Here is a 16,898-nt window from a genome sequence, read left to right as displayed (position 1 = left end):
TAATTTAATAAAGTGTTACAGTTTGGGAAATTGGGGTGTAACAGATGGATCAAGTCAATACGCAATCGATGACTAAACATGAACAGATTTTACGATATATTGAAAGCTTGAAGCTAGGCACCAAAATTTCTGTTCGCAAAATTGCCGATCAATTGGAAGTTAGCGAAGGTACTGCTTATCGGGCGATCAAAGAGGCGGAGAACCTGGGCCTTGTCAGTACGAAAGAGCGTGTCGGAACCGTCCGTGTAGGAAAGAAACTGCGCCAAAATATAGACAAGCTGACCTTCGGTGAAGTTGTCAATATCGTGGATGGGGAAGTGCTCGGAGGCAAAAACGGCTTGCAAAAAACGCTGAACAAATTCGTTATTGGGGCGATGGAGCTTGATGCCATGGTCCGGTATATTGAACCGGGCAGCCTACTGATTGTGGGAAACCGGACAGGCGCTCATGGACTGGCCCTGAAACAGGGGGCGGGCGTCCTTATAACAGGAGGGTTTACAACCACAGACGGGATTAAGGAACTGGCCGACGAAATGGGCCTTCCGATCATTTCCAGCAGTTATGATTCTTTCACGGTAGCTTCCATGATTAATAGGGCTATCTATGACCGTCTTATCAAAAAGAAAATCATGCTGGTAGAGGATATTATTTCATCTCATACTCCCGTCTACTCCCTTAAAGCGACAAGCACGCCGGATGATTGGAAGAACTTGCTGGAACAGACCGGACACAGCCGTTTTCCTGTAGTGGATGAGTGGAACCGGGTAATTGGAGTAGTCACATCCAAGGATATGGTGGGGGCTGATCCGGATCAAGCGGTTGATAAGCTGATGACTCGTAACCCGCTAACCGTATACCCGAGCACTTCCATAGCTTCGGCGGCTCATACGATGGTTTGGGAAGCTATTGAACTGCTCCCGGTAGTGGATTCCAACAGAAAGATGCTTGCAGTGATCAGCCGTAATGACGTACTCAAGGCAATGCAGTATATTCAAAAGCAGCCTCAGCACGGCGAAACATTCGAAGATCTGATCTGTACAGGGTTTGAGGAAAGCAGGGATGAAAGCGGCGGGCTTTTGTACAAAGGAGTGATAACCCCGCAAATGACGAATCATCTTGGAACGGTATCGGAAGGCGTTCTTCATACGCTGATCACGCAAGCCGCCTTCCGGGCCGTTCAGGATGTGAAACGCGGGGACTTGGTCATGAATAATATTTCAATCTACTCCATCAAGCCTGTCCAGATTGAGAGTGAAATTATCATTAAGCCCCAGCTGCTTGAAGTTAGCCGTAAATTTGTAAAGATTGACGTATCCATTCATCATCAGCAGATGCTGGTATGTAAGGCTATGCTGACGGCTCAGGTTATCGATCGTTCTTAGACATTAAGCGGGAGTAATGACCGTTATTCCGGATGCCTGCAAACAGGTTAAACAGACCGAGCAGCAGGCAGACCGTTCCAAAAATGCGGCGGGTAATTGAGTCTGTAAAGAAAAACAACTGGGTAATAGAAATAATAATGAGCATGATGCCCATGGCGATATTCATGCGTGCCGCATTTAGGCCCCGTGTTACCGGGTCCTTTTCCCTGCGGTATTTCAGGCTGAACCAGACAGAAATGACCAGCATCACCACAATAGCGATGAACAGAAACATTTGAACAGTTTCCATGTAAATGTCCTCCTTGCGTACAAAAGATAGGGTCCAAGATGGTTTTGATAATGTAACTGTACAAATTTTTACATCCATTTGCAATTGGCAGTCAAAAGATGTGTACACAAAAAAAGAAACCTCCTGCTTCTGTTACAGAGGTTTTCTGTATAAAGGTATTTTTGTTTTTGATAAGACTAAAGAGTCTGCTCTCCGGCTTCCAGATGCTCAAGAACGGTCTCTAGTGAATAATGAATAGTTCGCGTTGGAATTTCAATTGCATGGATGCATTCGTCTAATGTTTCATTCCACACATCGTCAAACAGCTGATCAAAATGAACTTGTTTCATAATTGCACTCCCGTTTATTAAGATGGTTAATTCTGTATAAGAATGTCTACTTTTATATTATCTTTTGGGGAGCCATTATTCAGCGTAAATGTATTTCGCTTCCATGCACATTTTATTACATATATGCGCAACAGGGTGTAGTCGTACAAAAAAAGATTGCATATTAGCACAAGCCAATATGCAATCTCTTTTCACATTCTGATAAGATGAAGATAAGGATTAATACCAACTGCCTGGTGGACGAACTCCTTTTCTTTCATTTATCCCGGAGTTTTGTGCGAAAGCTTTGGTAATGGATTGCTGTTCCATCGATGTAAGAATCAAAGACTCTTGTTTTAAGCCGGATTTAAGCGATTTGACTGCACTTTTAAGATCTTGGGACCAAAGAATGGTAGCTTGCATACTTTACACCTCACCTTAGAAATTTGGTTCCTATACATAGGTACCTGTACCTATGATATACCAAATAATACCTAGTTTCAAAGGGAGATTTGAAATTAATGAAATTAATGAAATATATAAGATGGTTAATCCCTGTGTTTCTTGTTGTGCAAATTTGGACAGTTTATATCACATTTACTTACCCTTACCTGGGGATTGTGGTATTCCAAAATGAACAGGGGCAGTGGCAAGTTAACGAGTTCCAAAAGAAAAGCGAAGGATCAAATCTTGTACATAAAGGCGATATTGTGTTAAGTATTGACGGACAAGAGCCGGGCGATTATTTTACCGTGAAGAAATGGAAGGGAATTGAACAGGCCGGTAATATCGTTGTTGAAAGGGATGGAGGAAGAATTTACTCTGTAGATACCCGTAATCTTCCCCATCCGGTAGCTCCGGGTTTTATCTATTTGTTAGCGGAATTACTTTCCATCGGATTTGCTCTTCTGCTGATGAAAAAAGCGGGAAAATCGAAGTCCGCAAGACTGCTGGCCCTTGTATTTATCAATATTGCTCTGCTTTATATGAACGTGGGGGCTTCGGAACGGGGAGATACTCTCGCGAAAGTATTAATTTCTAATTTCATGCCTATACTCCCTTTTGTTTTTCTAAAGTTTCTTATCGAATTTTTTCGAGAAAAAACAGGCGTTCATTGCAAGGACGGTTATTTGCGTTTTTTGTATCCGACCTTGACGGTGATTTTCGTACTGCGTTTTTCTTTGTTTTTACCCAATGCTGATTATGGTACTTATCAAGCCAATTTTATCGCTATAGCGGTCTTTCTCTTGATTGGACTGATCCTGAATTTCTGGCTCCTGATAAGTATTTATTATAGATATGCCGAGACACACGCTTATCTTGCCATGATTTTAAGAACGGTGATGTTTTCCCTGTTTATTTCGTTTTTCCCGGTTGTAGGGTTAACTTTTTTGCCTCAGGTGCTTTTTCAGCAAGAGATCGGATACTCATTTTATAATAGCTGGTTTGTCCACTTTTTTCCGATGTCGTTTGCTTATCTGATTCTGTCCAAGCAGATTTACGATATTGAGATTATATTACGGAGATTGCTTTATACCACGATAATTTCGATTATTCCCAGTGTTGTTCTAACAGCTGTGATCACAGGATTACTGTACAAAGACACTCATCTGGAAAAAATATTGCTGACCTTTATTACGATCCTGCTGGTCATGTCCGTACTGATTTATTCATTAGAATATCTGGCGACGAAACTTGAGAAAATTATGTTTCCCCGCAAGTATTATCTTCAGACTGCACTGAAAAAAGTCGCCAAGGATCTGGAAGTCATTACGAGCTTTCGGGAACTGAAAGAAATCGTGCTTGTGGATATTGTAAATACTCTGCAGGTTCATGGGGCTGCCTTTGTCATACAATACCCGAATGATATAGAAGTGATCGGTGAAGGAATGATTGATCCAACAGAGGTAGAGAATCAGTTTAATAACAGAAGCTGGAATGAAATGGGGTATACGGTAGCTGAAATAAATAAACATGAAGAGTATAACAGTTACCTTGTACTTACGAGGAAAAAGACCAATACTTATATGAACCGGGAAGAACTGCAATGGCTCAATCTGATTATCACTTATTTATCCGTCAGTATGGAAAACCTGTATCTCATCCGCAAACTTCATATGCGGTTGCATGAACTGGCTTCGGAACTGCCTAACCAGGAGAACGGGGGCGACTATGTCTGGTTCAGAAAGACGATGTTCGAGCTTCAGGAGAAGGAACGCACACGGATTGCTTCCGACCTTCACGACACGACGATGCAGGATATCTTCTTTGTCATCCGCAAGCTGAAATCCCTTCAAAAGCAGCTGACACAAACGGAGGACCTCAGGCAAATCCGGGATATTTTGAATCATCTTGAACTGATCAACGTCAACCTGCGGCAGTGCTGTTTTGAACTGAATCCTTATATGCTTAAAAATATCGGGCTTATCGGTGCTCTGCGCAATCTGATTGATATAGAATCAGGGCTTGGCAGCTATGAGATTCAATTGATTACATCCGGCAACCTGGAGGAGATAGAACAGATGGAGGATGAGAAGAAACGGCACATATTCCGCATGATCCAGGAACTGATTACGAACGGGAGGAAACATGCCCGGGCCGATCATCTGAATATCAAGTTGCAAGCAGACAAGGGGCAACTGCTGGTTATGTATGAGGACGACGGAATAGGTTTTCAAACCGAATCTGTTGCATCCAAAGTGCTCGGGAAGTCAGGTATGGGACTGGAACAGATGAAGAGCAGGGCCCTTCATTTGAACGGCCTAATGGATATTTCCTCGGAAAAAGGCAGCGGGGTACGAATATCTATTAAAATCCCAGTGAAAGAAGGTGTGAGAGTATGAACCGAGAATGGACGGTACTTATCGTGGATGATCATCCGGCAATGGCATTCGGTACGAAAATGATTCTGGAGGCAAGAGAAAATATCCGGGTCATAGGGATTGCATCTTCCGGAGAAGAGGGGCTCAGCCTTGTAAAAAGTGAGCGCCCGGACATAGTCTTTCTGGATTTCCATCTTCCGGATATGACAGGACTTGAAGTGGCATCCGGTATGATGAAAACCCATGAAGAACTGAAGATCGTGATTTTCACGGGTATTGATTTCATGCCGATTTTGAACAACCTGTTGAGCCTGGGCATCAGCGGGATTATGTCCAAAGATTCAAGCGAGGAACAAATTACGAACATGGTGAATTGCCTGATTGAAGGGCAAACCGCTATTTCCCTGGAGCTTTTCCGCCAGCTTCAGCTGGGTAAAGGGGAAGATGACGGCACCGCCTTAACGGATGAAGAGATCAACATTATGAATCAGATTATCAAAGGGGCGACCAACGAGCAGATCGCTGAGGTAATTCATATGAGCAAACGCTCTGTAGATAATTATGTACGCAAAATTTATGATAAATTCGGCGTAAAATCACGGGCCCAGGCCATCGAGAAATTTATCCAAATGAAACGCCCGGTGTGACGCCAACGGGAGGAACCAGAAATGAATCCACAAGTTTGGAAAGAAATAAACGAAATCACTGACCGGTATTTTACGGAACCGGATTTAAACGGGCTGCTTAAAAAGAGTATAGCGGACAAAGCCGAGGAAACATCCATCTGGTCAGAGATGACTCTTTATATCCATAGAATGTTTGGCGGAAATAACCCTTGTCTATACAGACTGGGGGCGTTGGCGGAACTGCTTATTCTTGGACTGGATATTATGGATGATCTTCAGGATAAAGACAATACCGGCAAGGTCTGGATGGCGATGCCGGAAGCAGCAGCCATGAACGTAATGAATGGTATGCTTATGGCAGCTTTAGCCGAGCTGGGGAATATGAAAAAGGAGTATGCGGGCCAGCCATTTCCTTGTGCTTCTGAAGTAAGCAGGATGATTACGACAGCCATTAACGGGCAGCACATCGATATTATGGGCAAGGTTCAGACGGAAGAGGAATATGTAGCTATGGTACAGCAGAAATCCTGCACATTGTTCAGGCTCTCTTTTTATCTGGGGTATTCCTCTGCAGGACCGAATCTTGTCTCCGATTTGGAGGCGGAACAGCTTCAGCAATTTGCTGTCTACGCAGGTATGCTTGGCCAGATTCAGAATGATATCCAGGATCTGACCCGGTATGATATTAAGAACGATTTGCTGTACAAAAAAAGAACACTCCCCATTTTGTATCTTCTTGCAGAGGATGAATCGGATTTTCCTCCCATTCATCAGTTTTACCGTTCGGAGATAACCTGGGAGGAATTCCTTACTTATAAGCTGGAATGCCTTGAATACATAAACGAGTGCGGATGCGTGGAATATGTCTCTGCCATTCGGCATTTGTATGCCACACATGCGAACCAACTGCTGGATGAAATCCGTGTCCGGAATGAATGGAAGGAACGGCTTCGGGATGTTTTGCTTGGTGCCTATAACAATGAGGTCATGGAAGAGGCTGAGATAAAAGAGGGATAATAGGTGAAAAAAGTGGTGCCGGATTAGGTAATGTGGAGTTGGTAAATCAATAATGATGATGAAAAAAGACATTGGATGTATTTATTTCCAATGTCTTTTTTTTGTGCAATGCTGAAGCTTAAGTTGATGTTCTTTTATCCACTTATTTACTCTTTTTATCAAATTTAAATATAGAGAAATAAATGAGTGAACAAACATAAAAAATAGCCGTAATTACAAGGACTTCAATCCAATTGGTTTGTTTGTTAAAAATAAGATGGTATAAGACGAAAACCAATGCGAACACCAATGAAAGGATAATATAAAGTAACCAGTTAGGTATAGACGTGTTGTTTTCCTTCAATTCCATTTTCCTCCTTCATTCCCCATATTGCGCACTTACCGCTATAGTATACCAAAGTTGCCACTAAGCTTATTACACTTACTCCAGGGACATATCTTATTATAAGTTTTGCTGCTTCTTTCCATGCCTTTGCTTTAATATAAGTCAATACACCTCCACCAATCAAAGATTCAAATATATTTACTCCAAAATAATCCAATAAAGCAGATTTCATACAATCTAGCCAAGCGCTACGATTATTTTCGGTTTTTTCCTTCACTTCTTTTTCTAATAAATCTAGTCCTTTATCTTGACCATACCTTTCTCTGATTTTATCAAAATCCAGACCAATTATGTTATCATATTCATCTGTTAACACTGCGTGTTCACCAATAAATTCTAGTATTTCTTCTGTTTCTTTTAGTCGTTGGTCATAATCCATGTTTGTTGCTCCAGCTATAGGGGCACCCACTGAAGAAAAAAACATAACTAAACTCGCGAACACCAAAAAATACTTGATCTTGCTCAACTTCATTTTAATTACCTCCTTGGTATATTTTTGACCCCTTATATAGGAATCAGATTACATTTTCTACAAAGGAAGTAAAACATCATCCATCTAAATACATATTTACCATAATAAAACATTTCTCTTTCTGTATATGCTCTTAGGCCTCCATAAATTCACATAATTTTAAACCGGTCCTCCTATCTCCAGACATGCCTACTAGGTCTTTTTAAAGGTCATAATAAAAGGAAATCATGCCGTCTGATCGTCGGGACGATATTTAACATCAGTCATGATTGATGTACAAAATTGCAGAAAAATTCAAATGTAGTATTATGGAATTATATGGTACTCTGGGCAAAGAGAGAAGGAAGAAAAAAATGGACAATAGAATTACGTTGCGTGGCGAACTTGAAAAAGCCATAGATGAAACCGGATGTACACTATCCCAACTGGAAGAAAAGGGCGGTACCCAAATTGGAAATCTTAGTGCCTGCCTTCGCGGCAAATCGCTCCGGCCTATCACATATACTCTAGAATTTTGGTCTATGGTTGAGGAGTTTACTGAAGAACTGCGGATACTATCGAATATTGTATATCTAGAGGAGTTAAGAAAACTTAATAACAATAGATCGGAACCACCAGTAGAAACCGAACGACATCTTGTTGTTTATTACGGTAAATCATATTTAATAAAAGGCGCGGCCTTATTTAAACAAGGTCGTTGAGGAAACCAAAGCATGTATTGAAGGATATCAAGACCCCAGCTGGTTTAAACATTTGGATGATTTAGGAAAGATGGAAGTCAAAAAATATAGCCAATTGCAAAAGCAAATAGGTATAGCGTAGAATTGCTATTAGGGAATACTGATGTACTTGATAAGTTCTTGAATTTCCTCACAGATTATCCCCAACATACTTCAGGAGCACTTTTAGTTATTTTAGAGGTAGCGAATACATACGGATATTAAATATAGACCACATTTTGGAACGATTCGCTAATTCCTACTAGAACATCCCAACAGAATGTGGTGTTTGCTCAGAAACAATTGAGGTTTTATTAGCAGGCGCTTTTTTTGCCAATGTCTTGATTTGTTCCAGATGAGCCTGTACATTTTTTCGGTAGTCTCTTTTTGTTGAAGCGCTGCCCCTAGCATACATAGACATCTAATATTTCTAGATAGTTAGAAGACGAGCTTTTTATATAAATGGTCGGTGCAATATCGTTGAGCTTTGCTTGGATATCTTTGTGTCGAGCTGGGTCTGCGATAATGAGATCTGGTGCTGCTTCCATCAATTTCTCCAGATTTGGCGTGCGCCTTGAGCCGAGAGAAACGTACTCACCGATTTATCGGAAAGCTGCGGGATGTTTTATCTCCGTCGTCTGTGACCGCTACTATCTTTTTATCAAGATACCGGCAGTTTCTGCCTTTGGCTCTTGATTTACTTCGTTTCCGCAACCAGCGGCGATGAATAGCAGGACGAAAAAAAGCATGGAGAAAACGGTTTAATGTTCACGTTTTCCCCCTCCCTCTTTTTTTCCGTCACTACCGAAGTCAGAATTGTATAGATTGTCCCCTTAAATCAGCCTGTACAAAGGCAAAAGTGGAACGGGGAAATCCGGGTGAAGCCTCCTCCCATATGTCTCCGCCCTGCTGATGAAACCAATTATTTTGGACGTGAAGCCATGTTCCTGAACATAAGATGTCTCCAATCCCCTTTTGGCTTTGTAAAAAGGTCTTGTTTTTAATCGTAATATTTACTATTATAAAAACAGCTTTACGAATGGTCAATAGTACAAGGACACTTTTGGGAAGGGAGTGATGAAAGGGGAGGCTGGATGGACCGGGACCGGGTTTCCGGTTTTGATCTGAAAGGATTTCCAGATGAACGCTCTCAAATGTGGATAGAGGGTATTAGCTCAGGATAAATTTGCCAACAAGCTATATTAATTTTTTATGATGGAAAAAATTTTTTAAATGGCCACGAAAGTTGCAAGACTCCAATTAATTATGCTAACCTTGCCAAAGACGAGGAAGCTTGTTTTGTTTTAATAAAAGCCGAATCTTGCTCTTCTACATGAGGAACAGGTACGGGGGACGATATGCTGTGGGGTGAATTTGCAATATTGTGCATTAGGGAATACCTCTTCCCGAACCACTAACCTCGGAGGCTACGTACAGGAGGGAATTTATGGCTACAAAATGGTTGAAAAGTTTGGTTCTTTCAGGGACTTTAGTAACGGTAGGGTTAATAGCATCAAATACTACTGCACACGCAGCTATTCCGGACGGTGTTAAAGTTCAGATCAATAACCACTTAGTTAATTTTTCGGATGCTATGCCTTATTTGAACCAAGGATCGATAATGGTCCCGCTGCGAGCGGTAGCTGAGAATTTAGGCTACAAATTGGAGTTTGAAATGATTCAAAATGGTACTCAAGTCAGAGTCAAACTCATAGGAGATGGTCATGTATTTGAGTTTGAGTCCGGTAAGCAGGAGGCAAAAGTAGATAACAGAAGTATAACCCTAGATGAAGCACCTGTTATTAAAAATGACCGTGTCTATGTACATATCCGTTCAATTGGAGAGCATTTTGGACATATTGTCCAATGGGATATGAACAATAATATCGGCATTCTGGGTGCAGATGGAAAATACCATGCTCCTGCGTGGTATAAGCCTGCAAAACGAACTACACCAAGCAAAGATGTAACCTTGTCTGCTAAGAAGTCAAACGAATCTGCAGGAAAACAGCATACCGGGAAACCTGCTGATAAACAAGTCTCATCTGCTAAGAAAGCAAACGAATCTGCGGGAAAACAGCATACCGAGAAATCTGCTGATAAAAAGGTAGAACCAGCTACAAGCAAAGAAATAGCCTCAACTGATAAAAAATCCATCGTATCTAAGGCAACAGGGCAGGTTGGGGTACCATACTTATGGGGGGGAAGTTCCCCAAGTGGGTTTGATTGCTCGGGTTTAGTAACTTATATCTTTAAGCAACAAGGTATAAATCTTCCGAGGACTTCTTCAGGCATGTATGGTGTGGGAACATCGGTATCGAATCCCGAACAAGGGGATCTTGTATTTTTCGCTAATGGCGGTAAAGTGTTTCATGTAGGCGTTTATGTTGGTGGCAATCGGTTTATTTCTGCAACCGACGATGGAGTTAAAATTGATAGTTTAGGAAATTCTTATTGGAACAAATATTATATAGGCGCTAAAAAAGTGATGTAAGATTATATTCGTATTGGAACAGTTAAGACCAAGTCACTTTTCGGATTTTGTCCGAAAAGTGACTTTTTATATAATTTCATAACTTAGATTTTCCATCCGAACAGGTACAAGATATAGATAAATCTGAACCGTATTTGTATCTTCTCTACCTACTGTTGATTCCAATATAAAATAAGTTGCCCTGCAATTGATTACAACCTGTTAACAAGAAACATGGAAATTCTTCACATAATACAAAAAGGGACGAGTATTACGCCTTGAAGCAAAGGGGGAAGGGGAACAGGAAAGCTATCGAGGCGCTTGCAAAGCTTGTAGAGAACAAATTTGGCGAGGATTGATAAGGGTGTTTCCGCTGCCCAAAAGGGGCCAGCCCAAAAAAGAGAAGAGACCTTCATTTATCTTACAGTTAGGATTTTGGAGGTCTCTTCTTTGTTATATATACGGGACTTTACATAGTAAAAGGGTCATCTTTTTTTGGAGAAAACCATTGGCTTTTCCCTTTATTTTCCTCTGTATCTGAAGGGGCTCCGGCAGCGCCGGGTTTTCGCTCTAAGGCCGCGATCCAGAATACAAGCTCATTTTTTACAAGCATAATGGCCTTCACCCTTACGACATAATCTTTTTCAAAGACGCCGTAATAAGTCCGGTCGGAAATGAGTTTCTCATATAGCTCCAGAGAATCATTCACACTATTGACCTTTTGCCCGACAACCACCTTCATATCGTTTTGGACTTTCTTTTCAAGTTCTTTGCGGATATCCTCGTTCAGGGGAGGTGTCTGGCTATCTTTCAAATGTACGGTGACCCGCTGGATGACAGTCTGCTTGTCCTTAAATTTCGTTAAAGATTCCAGATCAAGAGAGAGCCGTTCATTATCGGATTTCAGTTTCCGGAGTTCTACAACAAGGAAGTTAAAGTTTTGATGATAAACCCCCATGAAAATGCTGCTGCCAATAATTACTCCGGATAAAAACAAACCGATTCCGGGTAAAAGCCGGGAGGCCCGGTAAAAAGAGGGGATTTTCAAACGGAACCGCCACCCTTGGCAATCCAGTGGATCACGGTAGCTCCCATATGAGCTCCCATAAATGCACTGACGATGATCATAATCTGCTTAATGGCTGGCGATAAATCCCCTCCCGCCACATGACTTTCAATAACCCTGATCGGATCAATAGTTCCCCCTATGGCGGCTACCATGGCCCAGATTTTTATCCGTTCGGCAAGCAGCAGCATATTCTCCGTAGGAGGCTGGAGGCTTAATACGGATCCGACTGCACCCATCATACAAGCACCCAGCACAACACCGAATGCAATAAAAAAATCCAAAATCATATCTGTGATAAAGTCGCTCATTCGGAGTGCTCCTTCCTTTTGCAAAACCCTTGTCTCTACATTGTATGGGGACCTGTCCGCATTATGACTGAAATTGATGAAAAAGCTTGCGCAAACTCGTGACTTCAGTCGTGAGTAAGCAAGCTTCGGTTGAGGCATAGGCTTTAGCTATGTCAATCGACCGAGATATATTGAACTAAATAAACTGCCTAACACTTATATAATCGGATTTCAACAGATACATATGTTAAAATTATTTAGAGGTGTTTTTCTATGTTTGGCGGATTCTTTTTCTCGATTCTTCAAAAAGCAAAACAATAAACCTCAATTTAAAAGCAAAAAGAATCCTGTACAAAGCTATACAACCCAATTTACAAACAATAATATTGCTATATTAGAAGGACATATCAAACTTCCTAAACTAGGACCGGTTAAGTTTGCTAAAAGTCAAGAGCCCAATATCCTTAATGCTACAATTTGCAAGAACGCCAGTGGAAAATTCTTCGTATCTATTCTTTGTGAAGAAGAAATATACGTGCTTCCAAAAACGGATTCTGCCATTGGTATTGACTTAGGCATCACAGAAACGTGAACAACGTAAGCTGTCCAGACGTGCGTTGGCTGCTAAGAAAAACGGTATCAACCTATATGAAGCGAAAAACTATCAAAAACAAAAGCGTAAAGTCGCTCGTTTGCACGAAAAAGTAATGAATCAACGCAATGACTTTCTGAATAAGTTAAGTACAGACATGATCAAAAACCACGATATGATCTGTATTGAGGACTTAAACACAAAAGGTATGTTGCATAATCATAAACTAGCGAAAAGTATTTAAGAGAAACCTCTGTTGGTAAAGAAATACGCTAACAAGTATGCTCTCTTCCCAAGAACCTCGTGATTTTAGTCATGAGAGGTTCAAGAAGAATATCCGGACTTTAGCAAAAGGGCGAATTTGTGTTCGATGTATGATAAAATTGAAAGAAAAACCGAATCAATTTCATAAAACTTCTTCGGATGGAAATCTAAGTTATGAAATTGATTTAAACCGAGAAACTTTTAATATGTTAAGAACTGGATCCAGAGAGGATGGAACGTAGTGAGTTCGTTTGTACATTTGCATGTGCACAGTGAATACAGCCTGCTCGACGGCGCCGCGCGTATCCATGATCTTACGGAGCGGGCGGCGGAACTGGGCATGTCCGCTCTTGCCCTGACCGATCACGGGGTTATGTACGGCACAATTGCTTTTTATAAAGCCTGCAAACAGCGTGGGATCAAGCCGATCATAGGGTGTGAGGTTTATTTCACCACGGGCTCTATCAGGCAGAAGGGCAATCGGCAGGAGCAGCCTATCTATCATCTGATCCTCCTTGCCAAGAATAATACGGGTTACCGTAATTTAATGAAGCTGTGCTCCATTGGACATTTGGAAGGATTCCATTATAAACCGCGGATTGACGCCGAGCATCTGGCAGCCCATTCGGAAGGGCTGATCTGTCTGAGTGCCTGCCTTGGCAGTGAAGTATCCCAGCATTTGCTCCACGACCGCAAAGAAGACGCAAGGAAGGCCGCCGAACGTTACCGTTCTATATTTGGTGAGGATTTTTATCTGGAGATTCAGGATCACGGCATGATGGAGCAGAAGAAAGTCATGCACAGTATGATTGAATTGAGCCGTGAAACCGGCATACCGCTTATTGCAACCAATGACGTCCATTACGTGCGGGAACCTGATCATGAAGTGCAGGATGTTCTGATTTGTATCGGTACAGGCAAAACAGTAGAGGACGAGGACAGATTGAAGATGGGGACAAGTCAGCTCTATCTGAAAACCCGGGAAGCAATGGCCGCTTTATTCGCCCATGTGCCCGAGGCTGTCTTAAATACGGAAAAAGTGGCAGCCCAATGCCAGGTGGAAATTGAATTAGGACATTCTATCCTGCCAAGTTTTGAACCTATTCCGGAATCTCTTACAGCGGCGGAATATCTGAAACAGCTTTGCCTGGAAGGAATTTCAGGGCGCTATGGAACCCGTCAAGAGTGGAATGACCCGTCTTCGGATTTCCGCAAGCAAGTGGAACAAAAGCTTTATTATGAATTGGATGTTATTGAAAGCATGGGATTCTCGGATTACTTCCTCATAGTATGGGACTTTATCCGGTATGCCCATGAACAGGGAATCATGACCGGCCCGGGCAGGGGATCCTCTGCAGGGAGCCTTGTCGCCTATGCATTGAATATTACCGATGTAGATCCCATTGAGTATAACCTGCTGTTCGAGCGGTTCCTTAATCCCGAACGGATCACCATGCCTGATATTGATATAGATTTTAATGATGAAAGGCGGGACGAAGTCATTGATTACGTAGTACGTAAATACGGCAAGGAACGTGTAGCCCAGATTATTACTTTCGGGACCATGGCGGCCAAGGCTGCGGTGCGGGATGTGGGAAGAGTCCTTAATCTTCCTTACAATGAAGTAGATAAAGCGGCCAAGCTGATACCAAACCATCTGGGCATGACAATTGACCATGCGCTTGAAGTGAACAGCGATCTTCGCGAGCTTGCGGAAAAGCAGCCAAAAACAGCGGAATTGCTGAATATGGCAAAACGTGTCGAAGGCATGCCCCGACATGCTTCGACTCACGCCGCGGGGGTTGTCATTTCCCGTGATCCTCTTACCGATTATGTTCCGCTCCAGGAAGGAACTGAACAAACACCCCTGACGCAGTATTCCATGGAGCATTTGGAATCCATAGGATTGCTGAAGATAGATTTCCTCGGGCTCCGTACCTTATCCATTATCGAACGTACACTTGCCTGGATCAAGGAGCAGGAAGGGAAGCTGGTTGATTGGACACAGACGGACAAGAGTGACCCTAAAACGTATGAGCTTCTCAGCAGAGGCGAAACAACCGGTGTGTTTCAGCTTGAATCCCCCGGTATGCGCCGGGTATTGAAGGAGCTTAAGCCGTCACGGTTTGAGGACATCATTTCCGTACTCGCCCTGTACCGTCCAGGACCGATGGAGTTTATCCCGCAGTATATTGCCTGCAAACATAAACAGACGGAACCGGTTTATCCGCACCCCTCCTTGGAGACGATTTTGAAAGATACGTACGGCATTATCGTGTATCAGGAACAGATTATGCAGATTGCCTCCAGGATGGCGGGATTCAGCCTGGGTGAAGCGGATTTGCTGCGCCGGGCTGTATCTAAGAAAAAACGTGAGGTACTGGATGAGCAGCGTTCCCATTTTGTAGAGGGAAGCCTTGGCCAAGGCTTTACTGCAGAGGAGGCGAATCATGTCTATGATATGATCGTCCGTTTCGCGGACTATGGCTATCCGCGTGCGCACGCGACCGCATACGGTGTACTCGCCTTCCAGACGGCTTATCTGAAGGCACATTATCCAAGGCATTTCATGGCATCCATGCTGACAGCGGTAACCGGGAACCAACGTAAAATGGCAGAATATGTCGATGAGTGCAGACGAATGAAGCTGGATGTGCTTCCTCCGGATATTAATGAGAGCGGAGTGCTCTTCACTCCGGTTGCTTCTCCGGGGTTTGGTACGGAGCCTGCCCGGTACGCCGGCGAGCCGGCAGAGGAGGGGATGGCGGATAAAATCCCCGTGAATGGAGCCATCCGCTTTGGGCTTGCGGCCATCAAGAATGTTGGAGCAAGCGCCATTGAAGCGGTGCTCAAGGAGCGGCGCAAAGAGACGTTTACGAGCCTGCTTGATTTTTGCCGGCGCGTTGATCTGCGTATCTGCAATAAGCGTGTCATTGAATCATTGATTCAAGCCGGCGCGTTTGACACGCTGCCGGGTCATAGAGCCCAGCTTGTGGCCATGCTTGATGATACGGCGGAGGCGGCACTAAAGTGGAGGAAAGAGAAGGACGATCTCCAGCTGCACTTGTTCGGCTTTGTAGAAGAGCCGCATTGGGAGGTAGAGGTCCCTGACGTGCCGATGCTGACTAAGCTGCAGCAGCTGGATTACGAGCGGGAATTGATCGGAATGTACTTGTCCGGTCATCCGCTCGATGCGCATGAGGATCTATTGGGCAGGCTGGAAGCAGATCCGCTTTACCAACTGCAAGAGTATCCCGATCACAGTGAAGTGGTTGTGGCAGGCATGGTCGCATCCAGCAAGACCATCGTGACCAAAAGAGGGGAACCGATGGCCTTTATGGAGCTGGAAGACCGGATTGCCAAAGTAGAGATCGTCCTTTTCCCCAAAGTATGGAAGGGGGCAGCTCCACTTGTCCAGAAAGGACGTGTCGTTTTTGTAAAGGCAAAGCTGCAGCACCAGGATGAAGATATGCCTAAACTTTTGGCAGATGTTGTCTGCGGTCCTGATGATCCGGCTATTTATCAGCTTTTTTATAAAAATGGGGACATTAGGAAAAATGGTGCTGTTCATAATGGCCAGGTAAGTTTTGGGAAGTCCGGGAGCCATTCGAGGCAAAAAGTTTTAACCGTGGATAATGCCGGGGAAGCGGGAATCGGAAAAACAGGGAAGAACCAGAGGGTCTATATCAAAATATCCCCAGATCATGAGGAACAGGGGAAACTGGTTCCCCTGAAGCAGCTTTTGCAGAAACACAGCGGACACTTGCAGGTTGCTCTGTTCTACGAACGTAATCAGAAAGCCGTGGCTTTAAGTGATGCTTACCGGGTAAAACCGTCACCTGAATTGTTTCAGGCAGTGGAAACCTTATTGGGAGCATCCAGCATCAGAGTGAAATGAAAAAGTAAAGGAACAAAAAGCCTACCCGCCAGGACCAAGCAGCGAAAAGGTCCGGGTGGGAGGGCTTTTTAACAAACCAAATAAAGCGTTTACCTTGAAAATTTGCATGGAACGGTCGAATAAAAGGAATAAATATGGAGTGAAGGGGGGAAATGGTACTTTTAACTTGGGTTTTGTCCCCTTTAATAATGAGTTGTTTTGTTGCGGGAAAAAGTGGACATATGGTATCATTAATCCATTGTATAGGTACACGAGGCGGGAAGCTGAAGTTGCGGGGTAGGCAGAGAGATAAATT

General features: G+C 43.2%; 13 protein-coding genes, 1 pseudogene and 1 riboswitch. Of the genes and pseudogenes, 8 read left to right on the top strand and 6 right to left on the bottom strand.

Features of this window, described 5'->3' with window-relative positions:
• Positions 1-44 precede the first annotated feature (44 nt).
• Positions 45-1,382, top strand: coding sequence for a DRTGG domain-containing protein (locus BXP28_RS13150; protein WP_036655246.1), 1,338 nt, complete (start codon positions 45-47; stop codon positions 1,380-1,382).
• Here the strand turns inward: BXP28_RS13150 and BXP28_RS13145 are convergent.
• Both BXP28_RS13145 and BXP28_RS22820 read right to left on the bottom strand, forming a co-directional pair.
• Positions 1,366-1,671: a YtpI family protein gene (locus tag BXP28_RS13145; protein ID WP_023485471.1), complete on the bottom strand. Its 306-nt coding sequence runs from the start codon at positions 1,669-1,671 to the stop codon at positions 1,366-1,368. The two genes, BXP28_RS13150 and BXP28_RS13145, sit on opposite strands and share 17 nt — an antisense overlap.
• 176 nt (positions 1,672-1,847) lie before the next feature.
• Entirely contained in the window at positions 1,848-2,000 is a 153-nt protein-coding gene (locus BXP28_RS22820; protein WP_024095147.1) for a hypothetical protein, read from the bottom strand.
• Between the two features lie 500 nt (positions 2,001-2,500).
• On the opposite strand from BXP28_RS22820, the gene BXP28_RS13135 reads away from it, so the two are divergent.
• From BXP28_RS13135 to BXP28_RS13125, 3 genes are read left to right on the top strand one after another with little or no spacing between them, the layout of a single operon-like run.
• A complete protein-coding gene (locus tag BXP28_RS13135; protein ID WP_036655243.1) occupies positions 2,501-4,822 on the top strand; it encodes an ATP-binding protein in 2,322 nt (773 codons plus the stop codon).
• The gene (locus tag BXP28_RS13130; RefSeq protein WP_023485469.1) at positions 4,819-5,448 is read left to right on the top strand and encodes a response regulator transcription factor; all 630 of its coding nucleotides are present in this window, start codon (positions 4,819-4,821) and stop codon (positions 5,446-5,448) included. Before BXP28_RS13135 ends, BXP28_RS13130 begins: the two co-directional genes overlap by 4 nt.
• 21 nt (positions 5,449-5,469) lie before the next feature.
• Complete coding sequence (locus BXP28_RS13125; protein WP_023485468.1) at positions 5,470-6,444, top strand: polyprenyl synthetase family protein; 975 nt, start codon at positions 5,470-5,472, stop codon at positions 6,442-6,444.
• 314 nt (positions 6,445-6,758) lie between these two features.
• On the opposite strand, the gene BXP28_RS13115 is transcribed toward BXP28_RS13125, so the two are convergent.
• Entirely contained in the window at positions 6,759-7,301 is a 543-nt protein-coding gene (locus BXP28_RS13115) for a hypothetical protein (RefSeq protein ID WP_024095141.1), read from the bottom strand.
• A gap of 353 nt (positions 7,302-7,654) precedes the next feature.
• Here BXP28_RS13115 and BXP28_RS13110 point away from each other — a divergent pair, with 353 nt between their 5' ends.
• Positions 7,655-8,002 carry a hypothetical protein gene (locus BXP28_RS13110; protein ID WP_036655241.1) on the top strand — a complete coding sequence of 116 codons (348 nt, stop codon included), beginning with the start codon at positions 7,655-7,657 and terminating at the stop codon, positions 8,000-8,002.
• A gap of 422 nt (positions 8,003-8,424) precedes the next feature.
• On the opposite strand, the gene BXP28_RS25160 is transcribed toward BXP28_RS13110, so the two are convergent.
• Complete coding sequence (locus BXP28_RS25160; protein WP_144029651.1) at positions 8,425-8,568, bottom strand: hypothetical protein; 144 nt, start codon at positions 8,566-8,568, stop codon at positions 8,425-8,427.
• A 754-nt stretch (positions 8,569-9,322) separates the two neighbouring features.
• Positions 9,323-9,464, top strand: a riboswitch (cyclic di-AMP (ydaO/yuaA leader).
• Between the two features lie 3 nt (positions 9,465-9,467).
• On the opposite strand from BXP28_RS25160, the gene BXP28_RS13105 reads away from it, so the two are divergent.
• Entirely contained in the window at positions 9,468-10,514 is a 1,047-nt protein-coding gene (locus BXP28_RS13105; protein WP_051427933.1) for a C40 family peptidase, read from the top strand.
• Between the two features lie 448 nt (positions 10,515-10,962).
• On the opposite strand, the gene BXP28_RS13100 is transcribed toward BXP28_RS13105, so the two are convergent.
• Positions 10,963-11,541, bottom strand: coding sequence for a sporulation membrane protein YtrI (locus BXP28_RS13100; RefSeq protein ID WP_023483429.1), 579 nt, complete (start codon positions 11,539-11,541; stop codon positions 10,963-10,965).
• Positions 11,538-11,870 carry a YtrH family sporulation protein gene (locus BXP28_RS13095; protein WP_024095139.1) on the bottom strand — a complete coding sequence of 111 codons (333 nt, stop codon included), beginning with the start codon at positions 11,868-11,870 and terminating at the stop codon, positions 11,538-11,540. The genes BXP28_RS13100 and BXP28_RS13095 overlap by 4 nt, the downstream gene beginning before the upstream one ends.
• A gap of 256 nt (positions 11,871-12,126) precedes the next feature.
• On the opposite strand from BXP28_RS13095, the pseudogene BXP28_RS25605 reads away from it, so the two are divergent.
• Both BXP28_RS25605 and BXP28_RS13085 read left to right on the top strand, forming a co-directional pair.
• Positions 12,127-12,682, top strand: a pseudogene (locus BXP28_RS25605) (transposase); the annotation flags it as partial.
• Between the two features lie 264 nt (positions 12,683-12,946).
• Positions 12,947-16,603 carry a DNA polymerase III subunit alpha gene (locus BXP28_RS13085; RefSeq protein WP_024095137.1) on the top strand — a complete coding sequence of 1,219 codons (3,657 nt, stop codon included), beginning with the start codon at positions 12,947-12,949 and terminating at the stop codon, positions 16,601-16,603.
• Positions 16,604-16,898 lie beyond the last annotated feature (295 nt).

The sequence above is a fragment of the Paenibacillus larvae subsp. larvae genome (genome assembly GCF_002003265.1).
GTDB classification, from domain to species: Bacteria; Bacillota; Bacilli; order Paenibacillales; family NBRC-103111; genus Paenibacillus_H; species Paenibacillus_H larvae.
Note: the sequence above shows the minus strand (reverse complement) of the source record. Positions and strands in the feature narration are given on the sequence as shown.